Annotated in this window: 11 protein-coding genes; 7 read left to right on the top strand and 4 right to left on the bottom strand. The window is 38.3% G+C overall.

The window, feature by feature from the left end; translation table 11 throughout:
- From B4C08_RS09580 to B4C08_RS09565, 4 genes are all read right to left on the bottom strand, one after another.
- Positions 1–879, bottom strand: an 879-nt coding sequence (locus B4C08_RS09580) for a carboxypeptidase-like regulatory domain-containing protein (RefSeq protein ID WP_296664860.1), incomplete at its 3' end; no start/stop codon positions are given.
- On the bottom strand, positions 830–1,075 hold the full coding sequence (locus B4C08_RS09575) for a hypothetical protein (RefSeq protein WP_296664858.1): 246 nt from the start codon (positions 1,073–1,075) through the stop codon (positions 830–832). The genes B4C08_RS09575 and B4C08_RS09580, both read right to left, overlap by 50 nt.
- Positions 1,076–1,170: 95 nt before the next feature.
- Entirely contained in the window at positions 1,171–2,325 is a 1,155-nt protein-coding gene (locus tag B4C08_RS09570) for a type II toxin-antitoxin system HipA family toxin (protein WP_296664857.1), read from the bottom strand.
- Positions 2,322–2,543: an XRE family transcriptional regulator gene (locus B4C08_RS09565; protein WP_296664856.1), complete on the bottom strand. Its 222-nt coding sequence runs from the start codon at positions 2,541–2,543 to the stop codon at positions 2,322–2,324. The genes B4C08_RS09570 and B4C08_RS09565 overlap by 4 nt, the downstream gene beginning before the upstream one ends.
- Before the next feature lie 160 nt (positions 2,544–2,703).
- Between B4C08_RS09565 and B4C08_RS09560 the strand changes: the two genes are divergently transcribed.
- From B4C08_RS09560 to B4C08_RS09530, 7 genes are read left to right on the top strand one after another with little or no spacing between them, the layout of a single operon-like run.
- The gene (locus tag B4C08_RS09560) at positions 2,704–3,666 is read left to right on the top strand and encodes a substrate-binding domain-containing protein (protein WP_296664854.1); all 963 of its coding nucleotides are present in this window, start codon (positions 2,704–2,706) and stop codon (positions 3,664–3,666) included.
- Positions 3,663–5,153, top strand: a complete 1,491-nt coding sequence (locus tag B4C08_RS09555; RefSeq protein ID WP_296664852.1) for a sensor histidine kinase — start codon at positions 3,663–3,665, stop codon at positions 5,151–5,153. The genes B4C08_RS09560 and B4C08_RS09555 overlap by 4 nt, the downstream gene beginning before the upstream one ends.
- Positions 5,146–6,714, top strand: a complete 1,569-nt coding sequence (locus B4C08_RS09550) for a response regulator (protein ID WP_296664849.1) — start codon at positions 5,146–5,148, stop codon at positions 6,712–6,714. Before B4C08_RS09555 ends, B4C08_RS09550 begins: the two co-directional genes overlap by 8 nt.
- A complete protein-coding gene (locus B4C08_RS09545) occupies positions 6,711–7,748 on the top strand; it encodes a sugar ABC transporter substrate-binding protein (RefSeq protein WP_296664847.1) in 1,038 nt (345 codons plus the stop codon). Before B4C08_RS09550 ends, B4C08_RS09545 begins: the two co-directional genes overlap by 4 nt.
- Positions 7,749–7,792: 44 nt before the next feature.
- Entirely contained in the window at positions 7,793–8,782 is a 990-nt protein-coding gene (locus tag B4C08_RS09540) for an AAA family ATPase (RefSeq protein WP_295797459.1), read from the top strand.
- Positions 8,779–9,657 carry a DUF58 domain-containing protein gene (locus B4C08_RS09535; protein WP_296664846.1) on the top strand — a complete coding sequence of 293 codons (879 nt, stop codon included), beginning with the start codon at positions 8,779–8,781 and terminating at the stop codon, positions 9,655–9,657. Before B4C08_RS09540 ends, B4C08_RS09535 begins: the two co-directional genes overlap by 4 nt.
- Before the next feature lie 9 nt (positions 9,658–9,666).
- A complete protein-coding gene (locus tag B4C08_RS09530; protein ID WP_296664844.1) occupies positions 9,667–10,716 on the top strand; it encodes a hypothetical protein in 1,050 nt (349 codons plus the stop codon).
- The last annotated feature ends 2 nt before the right edge of the window (positions 10,717–10,718 follow it).

The following is a 10,718-nucleotide window of genomic DNA, read 5'->3' as shown; positions in this document are numbered from 1 at the left end:
TTTTGTATTTTCGCTTGTTAAATAGGCATCTTCAACATATTCTTCGCCAGTTTGAGAAACCAGCACGTAAACATAGCCGTCGTAATGAATAAGTATGTCCGTTATTTGTCCGTCTGTGCCCATGTCTTGTGTGGACATAGGCAAGTCTGACGTTGTTATTGTAAAGCCGTCATCATTGCTTCCTTCAATTACACCTCTGATAAGATTTGATGCGCCATTGTCAAGTGGACTTGCAATATATATGTCATTCCCGCTTATCGCAAACGCTGTGATTTCTCCAGGGTAATAAGTAGGGATTTCTGTTTTTTCGCTGAATGTTTCGTCATATTCCAACTTGTTAATGTCTTTTGCAAAGTAATACTCATTTGAACTAGACATTGCTCCAATCCAAAGGCTGTCGTTTACAGGGTCATAGTAAAGGCTGTCTGCAAATTTTTTAGATGCGCCTTCTATTGTAACTATATACCTAACATCGTTTGTATTGTTTTTATATATATTAAATGCAAGTCCTGTGCCAGACGCATTAATATCTATATAGTATTTATCTCCATTTATATCTTCAAAAGCATCGTCTGGACTCATTGATATAGTTGTGGTTGAAGAAACATTATCAAAGAATTCTGCACTAGATGAAGAACCAGAACTTGCTCTTAGCACATAATAATTCGAGCTGAATACTTTTCCGTTGTTGCCTGCTAGAATAAGAGTGATTGAGCAGTCTGTGGTTTCGCCGGCTGTAACTTTTACTTCTTTGCTGTTGCGGGAAAGAAATGTTCCGTCCTGCTGTCTTGCTGTAACAACTATTTTGTATGTTCCGGGTTCCAGCTCATCAAATACAAAGTCGCCCCCCCCCGGTGGATTCAGATGATTTAGTGTCAAGCGTTTTGTCGCCCTGCATAAGGCTTACTTCGTACAGAGGATTGTCTTTTGAAAGTGTAATAGAACCGCGTGAACCGCTTTCTGGCAAGGCAACACGGATTGCGCCTTCTTTTCCGTTTGAGCCGCTCATGTTCATGCAGGAAGCAAATGCAAGCATCAGCGGAAATAATGCAAGCGAAAGTTTTTTTGTATTCATAAAAATCCTCCTTGTTTTTCTGTATCGAATATTTGTTCAATCTATGCTATTATTTTATTGAGTTTATGGGGAAAAATCCAGTGAAAAAAAAATGGCTATGAATTTATTTTTTCATTCAGGGATTCAAGAGTTTCAAAAATGATTTTTTTATTTATATTTAGCTGCTGCGCCATTAAAGCAAAATCATCTTTGTTGATTTTTTCCAAGTCGTAATGTGTGCCGATTTTCATTGACATTTTCTTGGTCAAAGACGGAAATGATTTTGTAGAAACCACATCGTAAATTGGAGAAAGCCTCGCATTTCCTTTTTGGTCATAGAGAATTGAATAGTTTTTTGCATGGGCATCGCAGTTTCCAATAATGTAGTTAAAAAGAATTTCAGTTATAAAAGCTCGCAAATCAATAATCGGCATAACGGAATGAAGTTTCAGCAAGTCATAAATTTCTTTGATTCCAGGTCCGCCGTCAGACTGATATTTATTTTCCGGCATAATTCCAAGAGCTTGGCACATATCTTCCTGATGAAGTCTTGTGATTTTTCCGTTTTTTATAATGCGGTCGTATCGCTGGACTATAAAGACATCTTTTCCTGCGATTTTTTCAAGCTTTGATTCTGGCACATTTAAGCCGCATTTTTTTGCAAGCTGCATACAGTCATATTCATTTTGCGCTAATGAGGAAAGGCTTCCTTCTCGTGTTGGTTTTAAAATATGAGTTGAAGGCGCGCCATTTAAAGGCAAATACCACTGGTTTTCAAAAAATGCCAATGAAAGCTTTTCCTGTGCGCCAGCAAGAGAAAGCCTAAGCTTGTCATCAGCCTTTAAAAAAGGTCTTTGGGGAATATTCAAAATGAACTCTTCTAGCCGTTCAGCTGAAAGTTTTTCGTAGTTTGAACTGTTTAGTTCGTATTCAGTTTTAAGATTCTTTGGATTAAAATCATCATCTGCAATTGTTATAAATCCTGCGCATTCCTGACCTAAAGATGCAAGAAGTTTTATGTCGCTGAGTTCTGAAATATGTAGATAATTGGCAACTCGTTTTCTTGTAAATTCTTCTGGAAGTAGTCCTGAAAAAAACGGAAGGCATTCTTTCTGAGAAAATTCTTCTTTTTTAAGCGGAAGTGAAAGTGAAATTGCTTTTGAATCTGGAAGTGAAAGATATTCTTCCATATATTGGAATGCAATTCCTCTATTTTCTGTTGTGAATAATTCGCCGCATTTTTTTTCTCCAAAATAAACATTCAGCTTCATTTGTTATCCTCGCGGTTTGTTAAAGAAATGTTTATTCCAAGGATTTGAAGGCAATTTATTACTTTGCCAATGTGAAGAGTTTCTTTGCCGTTTTCAAGCTCGGAAAAAAATCGGTTTCCTACATTGCACATTGCGGCGCATTCAGATTGAGTTAAGTTTAAGGATTTTCTGCGTTTTTTTACAGCTTCTGAAATATCGGCAATAGAGTTTATTATCATATAAATAAGTATAACATTCCCGAACGGTAAAATCTACGATTTTTGGGTACATTTAAATTTATTTATTACCGTTCGGGAATATTTCTAGCAAAGAAAAATTGATAATGACATTAGAATATAAAACTGCTATTATTTTATTGAGTTTATGGGGAAAAATCCAGTGAAAAAAAATGGTTTTGTGCTAAAGGCGGCAGTTCCGCTTGCTGTTCTTTTTGCGGCGGGAATTGTATTTCTTGTGCGCATTGTTTCTGGCATTTCTATTCATGGCGCAGAACTTGAAGGTGAAGACAGAAACTACCATATTCTTGTTGTTGGGCAGGCGGACAGTTCTGTTTTTCTTAACCAGATTTTTGAAGGCGCAAAAAGCTTAAGTCAGGACTATAGCGCGCTGGTGGAATTAAAATCCCCGGACTCCCTTGCAGAAAATATTTCGCTTCAGTCTTTAATTGATTACGGTTCGTTTGTAAATGCGGACGGAATTATTGCTTATGTAAGTTCTTCCGCTTCTGTCTTTAAATCTGTAAACCGCATAGACGGCACAGAAATTCCAGTTATAACAATCGGGCATTATATTGCAGAAAATCCGCAGATTTCTTTTATCGGAAGCAACTATTCAAACCTTGGGCGCAGAATTGGCATTGAATCCGAAGAACTTTTTGAGCCAAGCGGAAAAGCATATATTGTTATAAGCGGAATTTCAGGTAGCCCCAACCACAGCAATCTTTTGAACAGCCTCATGGATTATTACAAAGCCAGGGGAATTTCAAATTTTGAAGTGTTTGACAAATCGCTTAAGGAAAATAGAAAAAGCGTGGAAGAAGTTCTCCTTTATGGAAAAACCGACTGTTGCGCTGTTGTCTGCCTTACAGAAGAAGACACGATTATGGTTCTTCAGCTTGTTGCGGCTTCTTCTGCTTCTGGGCGCATAAAAATTTTAGGCTATGGCGAAAATGAAACTGTAGCCATGTACCTTGAAAAAGGAATTCTTTCCAAGCTTGTTTCGTTCAATCTTAACAAAATTGGAAGAACAGCAATGACAGAACTTTTTGAATACAGAAACAAAGGTTATGCAAATAGCTACATTACAGCTGATCTCCAAGTAAGGAGCGCAGAAAAAAAATGAAGCTTACGGAAAACAAAAGTCTTCGATGGAAAATCATGGCAAGCATAATTGCAGCCTTTCTTATAATGAGCGCGAGTCTTGCGCTTACAATGCTTATGGAGCATTATGTTTTAAAATCCGTGGGCGAATCTTACAAGTCAAATTCCGAGCTGAATGTGTTTGCAAACGATTTGGCGCGGCTTGAAAATTCGCTTGAGCTTTACATTGAATACAGAACGTTTGAAAGCATTGACGCTTATTATGCAAGTTCAGCCAGAGTGGAAGACCTTTGCGATGCGATGCAAGATTCTCCGTCTACAAATGAAGTGCGCCAAAAAGAATATGTTGTGAATCAGTTTGCGCAGTCTTTTCTATATTATAGTTCAAAGGCAGTTGCGGAACGAAGAGCAAACAGCACAAGCGGAAATTTTTATTTGCAGAGTCTTGAATGCTACAGGTTTCTTTTGGAAGAAATTCAAAAACTCAACATTCTATATATGCAGAACAACGCCGAGTTTTATGCTGCGGACAGGAACAATATAAATCTGCTTTTTAAAGTGTATGCTGTTTTTTTTGCGCTTTTCTTTGTTTTTATTCTTGCCCTGCTGAATTTTCTTATAGGAAAAATTACACGTCCTCTTGCAGAAATTTCTTCGGTTGCGCTCCGTGTGGCTCAGCAGGATTTTGATGTTCCGCTTTTTAACAAGAAGTCGCATGATGAAATTGGAAATATTTGCCGTGCCTTTGACAGAATGATAATCAGCATAAGAGAATACATTGACAAAATCTGGGAAAAGGCAAGGACAGAAAACGAGCTTAGGGAACGTCAAATGGAAATGCAGGCTCTTTATGCGGATGCCCAGCTTAAGGCGTTTCAAAGTCAGATAAATCCGCATTTTTTGTTTAACACGCTGAATACCGGGGCGCAGCTTGCAATGATGGAAGGCGCGGACAAAACTTGTTTTTTTATTGAGCAGACTTCGGATTTTTTTAGATACAACATTGCGCAAAAAGAAGACGCTTCAATTGATGATGAGCTTGGACTTGTGGACAGTTTTGTTTACATTATGAAAGTGCGGTTTGGAAAAAGGCTTGAGTTTGTAAAAAATATTCCCGAGCACCACAAATTTTCCCAGAGGCTTCCTGCAATGACCTTGCAGCCGCTGGTTGAAAACTGCATTCAGCATGGCTTGCAAAATTCCATGGGCAAGGTTTTTCTTTCTGTAAAAGAGGCTGACGGCTTTGTTGAAATTCTTGTTGGCGACAACGGAAGCAAATTCGACTGTGGCGTTCGTGAAGAAATTTTAAAGGCTGCAAAAAGCGGCGGAATAAAATCTCTTTCTGCAAAGAAAAATTCTTTGGGGGATAAAACCGGAGAACATACGGGTATTGGGCTTATAAATGTTTTTTCGCGGCTTAGGATTTATTTTCACCGTGATGATGTTTTTGATATTTTTTCTGAAGACGATTCAGAAATGAAGTTTTTAATCAGGATTCCAAATGTATAATATTTTAACTTGCGATGACGAGCAGATTATGATTGACTCGCTTCAGTTTATAATTAAAAAGAATTTTGAAGGGCAGGTGAATTTGTTTTCCGCGTTGTCAGGAAGCGATGCTGTTTCTGTTGTAAGCCGGGAAAAAATCGACATAATTTTCATGGACATAAATATGCCGGGAATGAGCGGACTTGATGCAATCAGCTGCATAAAAAGCCTTAAGCCTTCCGCAGTGATTATTGTCTTGAGCGCGTTTGATAAGTTTCAGTATGCGCAGGAAGCCATGAACATTGGCGCGTACAAATATATTACAAAGCCCGTGAACCGCAACATTGTGATTCAGACTGTGCGAAATGCAATGAATCTTGTTGATGAGCGCAACGGAACAACTTCTGGAAATCTGGAACTTCAGAAAAAACTTGATATTGTTTACCCGATGATTGAAAGCGATTTTATTTACTCTTGTATTTTCAGCAAGGCAAAGAACGAAGATTTTCAAAGCTATCTTGACTATTTTAATATGAAAGTTGATGAATATTTTTTTGCCTGCATAGAAGTTCCCGGTTCAGAAAAAAATATATACGAAGCTTGCTCTAAAGTCAGAAAAATTGTTTCGCAAAAATTCAAGTGCTTGGCCGGTTCGTTTATGACAAACAGAATAGCTGTTTTTGTTTCTATGGAAAAATCTGCGGAAGGTTTGCAAGATGATTTTCATTCTGCGGTCAAGGAAATATTTACGCTTCTGTCTTTAGAAATCGGACAGAAAATTCGGGCTGGAATAAGCAATTCTTGCGGCAAGCTTGAAGAAGTTTCGGAGTGCTGCAAAGATGCGATTCAAGCCTTAAACAGAACTTCGCCGGACGGAGAGCTGTTGTTTGCGGATGAGCTTTTGAATTTTTCTAGCGGAGATGAAAAAATTCAGGAACTGCACGAGCGTATTTTGAATCGCTTAAAATTAGGAGATGCTGCCGGAGTTCAGTTTTTGGCAGAGCATTATATTGGTGAACTTTTCGAGCAGAATTTTTCACTGGAAAAAATAAAAGGAAATATTTTTGAAGTTTTGATTGAAGCAAAAAATTCTGCAAAGTCCGCAAGTTCTTCATGGAAAAATGCCGCATTTGAAAATCTTTTTTCTGACTTGAGCAAAACTGATTCAAAGGCGGAACTTTTGATTTTTTTTAAGAACAGGCTTTCTGAATGCGCGGCTTTTATTTGCAGCTCAAAAGATGAAAAAGAAAATCCGCTTGTAAAAAAAGTTTTTGGATATATTCAAGAACACATTGCAGAAAATTTTTCGCTTGATGACGCATCTTCTTTTGCGGGCGTAAGTTCTTTTTATTTGAGCAAACTTTTTAAAGAGGAAACAGGCGAAACTTTTATAAACTATGTGACAGACAAGCGGCTGGAAAAAGGCCGGCTCATGCTTTGCGAAACTGAGCTTTCTATAAAGGAAATTTCTGCGGAAATTGGCTACAACGACCAGAATTACTTCAGCAGAATTTTTAAAAACAAGTTCGGAATTTCGCCTACTGATTTTAGAAACACAAATAGAAAACCGGAGTCCTTATGAAAAAACTTTTTTTAGTTTCGACAATCTTTATTTTATTTGTATTTGCCGGCTGCGCAAAAAACAAAAGAAATTTTTCTGTTCAGAAGCAGAATTCTTTTGTAGATGAGAAAAAAACAACAATCGGATTTTCTATAGACACGCTTGCAATTGAGCGGTGGCAGAGAGACCTAGATGTTTTTATGGCGCGCGCAAGAGATTTTGATGCGGACGTTATTGTTCAGAATGCAGGCAACAATGTTGAGGTTCAGAAAAAACAACTCATGTATCTTTTGGATAAAAACGTGGATGTGATTGTTGTTCTTGCGAAAGTTGCAGATTCTTTAAAAGATGAAATTGAAAAAATTCGGGCAAAAAATATTCCTGTCATTGCCTATGACCGCCTGATTTTGAACACAAAAATTGATTTGTATATTACGATTGATTCCGGGCAAGTGGGCGTGATTATGGGAAAAGAACTTCAGCGTATTGCGCCTTTGCGTAATTGGCTTTGCATACTTGGACCACAAGAAGATTACAACATGAAAATGCTTTTGCGTGGGCTTGGCGGAACTATAAAAACTTCCTTGCCGATTATAAATGAAATTTTTTATACGCAGGACTGGAACTATGATTTGTCTCGGCAGAAAATGCTTGATGTTATTACAAGCGGAAAAATTCCGGGCGCGATTATCTGCGGAAACGATGCGGTTGCTGACAGCGTGATTTCTGTTTTGCAGACTTATTATCCAGACAAGCATATTCCGATTTGCGGACAAGACGCTGACATTGCAGCTTGTCAAAACATTGTGCGCGGGCTTCAGGATTTTACAGTTTACAAGCCGATTGTGGAGCTTGCTAGAACCGCCGCTGAAATTTCTGTGAGGGTTGCGCGCGGAGAAAAAATTCAGTCGCTTTCTGATTTAAAATCAATTGACAACAACTTTGCAGAAATTCCTGCGATTCTTTTAGATCCTGTCTTAGTTACAAAAAACAATATTGACAACATTATAATTGATTCTGGCTTTCACACTTATGGTGAAGTTTACATGGAATAGTTTTATAGATATAATTATCGCAAAAAGGAAAATTTGGGGTTCAAATGAAAGTTGTTACAAAAGCTGAACTTGATGAATGTTTTGATTATATAAATAAATGCCGCGCAGAAGTTGCAAAGCGTGTTGTTGGCCAAAAAGATGTTGTAGACGGAATTATCACAGCTCTTATTGCGGGCGGACACGTTCTTCTTGAAGGTGTTCCGGGGCTTGCAAAGACATTGGCGGTAAAAACTTTTGCGGATGTTTCAGGACTTGAATATAAAAGAATTCAGTTTACGCCTGATCTTCTTCCTGCTGATGTTAGCGGAACACTGATTTATGAGCAGGGCACTGGAAAGTTTTCTGTTAGAAAAGGACCTGTGTTTTCAAATCTTGTTCTTGCGGATGAAATAAATCGTGCGCCTGCAAAAGTTCAGTCTGCATTGCTTGAAGCCATGGCGGAGCATCAGGTTACAATTGGCGAAACTACTTACAAGCTGAACGAACCTTTTTTTGTTCTTGCCACACAGAATCCAATTGAGCAGGAGGGAACTTACAGTTTGCCAGAAGCCGAGCTTGACCGTTTCTTGCTAAAACTTCTTATTTCGTATCCTACGCCGGAAGAAGAAATTTCAATTATAAAATCTGAAGGCAGGGCTAATGAAATTCCTGTGAACAAAGTTTTTTCCGCAGCTGCTCTTCAAAAATGCCGGGACGCTGTGGATGCTGTTACTGTTGCTGACAAAATGCTTGCCTACATAGTTTCAATTGTAAATTTTACAAGAGCCGATGTCGCGTTAAAAATGAACCGCCGCAATGACATTCAGCGTTACATTTCATTTGGTGTTTCTCCACGCGCTGGAATTGCTCTTTTAAGATGCGCAAAAGTCCACGCTCTTTTTGAAAACAGAAGCTTTGTTCTTGCGGAAGATGTTCAGGCAGTTGCAAAGCCGGTTTTAAGACACAGGTTAGTTTTAAACTATGAAGCCGCTGCGGACAATATTTCTGCGGACAGTTTGATTTCAAAAATCATAGATTTGATGCCTGTTCCATGAAAAACGACATAAGCCGCCGTGCTTCTCTTTTGCATTTATCTTCTCTTTCTCTTGCTGAAAAAATGAAAAGCGGCTCATTCCGTTCTCTTTACCGTGGACGTGGAATTGAATTCAGCGGAGTCCGTGAATATCTTCGTGGCGATGATGTGCGCGCAATTGACTGGAATGTTACGGCAAGAATGGGAAAGCCATTTGTAAAAATTTTTGAAGAAGAACGTGAGCTTGATGTTTTTATAGTTGCCGACGCTTCTCTTTCCATGTGCGTGGGAACAAGCCAGCAGACAAAACTTGAAAAAGCAATGGAGTGCGCTTCTCTTTTGACGCTTGCTTCATTTTATAATTCTAGTCCTGTTGGCGCAGTTGTTTTTGACGGTGAACTGGAATTCTTTTGTTCTCCAAAATCTGGAAAAAAACATTCGCTTATGCTTTTGTCCCATTTTGAACTTGATAGAAAAAAACAAAAGCCAGGTTCTGTTCTTGACAGCGCGCTTAGAGGAGCAGAAAAACTTTTAAAGAAAAGAAGTCTTGTGTTTGTTATTTCTGATTTTAGGGCTGCGGAATGGCAGGCTTCTTTTGCGCGTCTTTGCCAGAAAAATGATGTCATTGCAATAAAGATAGTTGATTCTTCTGATGACAATATTCCTTCCGTTGGCTCTGTTCTTTTTGCGGATCCAGAAACAGGATACGAAGCTGTTCTTCCGACTTCAAGCCAGAAATTTATCCGTGGCTGGAGAGAAGAAAATGAGCAGCGCAATGAAAACTGGTTTAAAGACTGCGCGCGCCACGGAGGAATTTCTTTGTTTATAAGCACTGTTCAAGATCCTGCTGCAGAACTTATAAAATTTTTCAGCAGCAGGCACAGACATTCATTTTAGGAAAATTGCATGAAGAAAAATCTTTGCTTTATTTTTGGCTTGTGCTTTTTTATTCAGTTTTTTGCTGCGCAGAATTCAAATGAAAATACAGCGGCTTTTGGAACGCAAGTTATGGTTCCGCGCGATGTTTTTATTGGCGACAGCGGACAGATTCAGTATTCGTTCAGAACGCCTGTAGATTTTTTTTCTTTTGCGGATTCCTCAATGATAAAAGATGAAGTTCTTTCGCTTAATCTTTCTTCAAAAGAGCTTTTGGAAAATCCAGATGACTGCCTTGTTACAAAATCTGTTCTTGTAAGAAACGGCGTAAACTACAATCTTTGCATAACGATAATTCCGTGGAAAACTGGAACAATAAAGTTTAAAGAATTCAATTTGGAAAAATTTTGCCGCGGACAAAAAAAGAATGAAGTAGAAAGCGTTGATTTTAAAATTCAACTTGCGCCGGTTACAATTCTTTCACTTGTAGAAAAGCTCGAGGTAAAAAATTTAAAGTCTCCGCAAGCTCCTCTTTTGCTTCCTAATACAAATTATTTTTTGTGGATTGCGCTTTTTTTAGTTGCTGGATTTTTTTCATTGTCTTGCATTGTTCTTATAAGGCTTCCGCATATTTTAAAAAAACTGAAATTCTTAAAAGAGCAGTTTGAACTTTACAGAAATGCAAAGCGGACAAAGAAAAAACTTTCCGCGCTTTTAAAAAAGAAAATTGACGATAAGGACTTTTGCGAAAAATGGCAGCTTGCAATGCGCGAATACTTGGAGTTTAGATTTGCAGTTTCATTTTGTTCTGTGCCCGGAAAAAATGTCGGTGCAAAAATATTTGATATAACGAGCGGACTTGTAGGTGAAAAAGTTTGTGAAGCGATAGAATCTCTTTCGTGTTTTTTTGTGCGCACAGACTACATTCGGTTTGCAAGCGGTTCAATTGATTCTAAACTTTTACCAGCGGAAACTCACCAGGCTTTGTTTGTTAAGAATGAAAAAAAGTCAATGATTGTGGAAACTTGCAAGATAATTGATTTGCTCGAAAAAGGAGAAAGTAATAAAAACTTTGCCTAAAA

Source organism: Treponema sp. UBA753, from assembly GCF_002297325.1.
GTDB lineage: Bacteria > Spirochaetota > Spirochaetia > Treponematales > Treponemataceae > Treponema_D.
Note: the sequence above shows the minus strand (reverse complement) of the source record. Positions and strands in the feature narration are given on the sequence as shown.